Below are 232 nucleotides of genomic sequence, written 5' to 3'. Positions count from 1 at the left end.
CGCCATGAACAGCACGGCGGCCGTCATCGTGCTGGTCGACCGCACCGGGGCAGATGTCATCGACACCAATGCCGCCGCGCAAGGCGCACAGGCATCGCTGCTGCTCGACAACAACCAGCGCCTGATGTCGTTCCTGGGCGGAGACACCANTCAACGTCGGCGGCGGCGCCCCGGCCAACTTCCTGCTCACCGGTATCGATGTCGGCAAGATCATCAACCCGTTCGCCGGCAC

Source organism: Microvirga sp. KLBC 81 (assembly GCF_003075415.1).
In the GTDB taxonomy this organism is placed as follows: domain Bacteria; phylum Pseudomonadota; class Alphaproteobacteria; order Rhizobiales; family Beijerinckiaceae; genus Microvirga.
This window is presented reverse-complemented; position numbering follows the sequence as displayed.